The organism is Mesorhizobium sp. M8A.F.Ca.ET.181.01.1.1 (genome assembly GCF_004792025.1).
In the GTDB taxonomy this organism is placed as follows: Bacteria; Pseudomonadota; Alphaproteobacteria; order Rhizobiales; family Rhizobiaceae; genus Mesorhizobium.
Genome location: NZ_SRTV01000274.1, coordinates 1 through 273, shown reverse-complemented (window position 1 = coordinate 273; position 273 = coordinate 1). Strand labels below are relative to the sequence as shown.

Genomic DNA, 273 nt, shown 5'->3' with positions numbered 1-273 from the left:
GTTACCTCGGGCATCGCATCGGCAAACACATGGTCGGCGTCGACCAGGATGTCGGTGCGTTCGGCGAAGGGGCATTTCCGCTCTCAGGCGCGGGCATGGCCAGCACGCTCGCGGTGCCCGTGGGCAGTGCGGTGTACCGGATCGGCGATATGTGTCACGGCCGTGTGCGAGCAGCGCTCTCCTGAAGCGAAGTCAAACGCATTCATCAGGAAGCCGAGTTATAGAAAGGAGCCGCGATGATCGAGTTGAACAGGCACGCTCGCGCAGGACGGG

The 273-nt window shown here is 63.0% G+C and carries 1 protein-coding gene; it reads left to right on the top strand.

Going from position 1 to position 273, the window contains the following annotated elements; translation table 11 throughout:
- On the top strand, positions 1 to 185 hold a 185-nt coding region (locus tag EN824_RS34580; RefSeq protein ID WP_210236403.1), incomplete at its 5' end, for a hypothetical protein.
- Between the last annotated feature and the right edge of the window lie 88 nt (positions 186 to 273).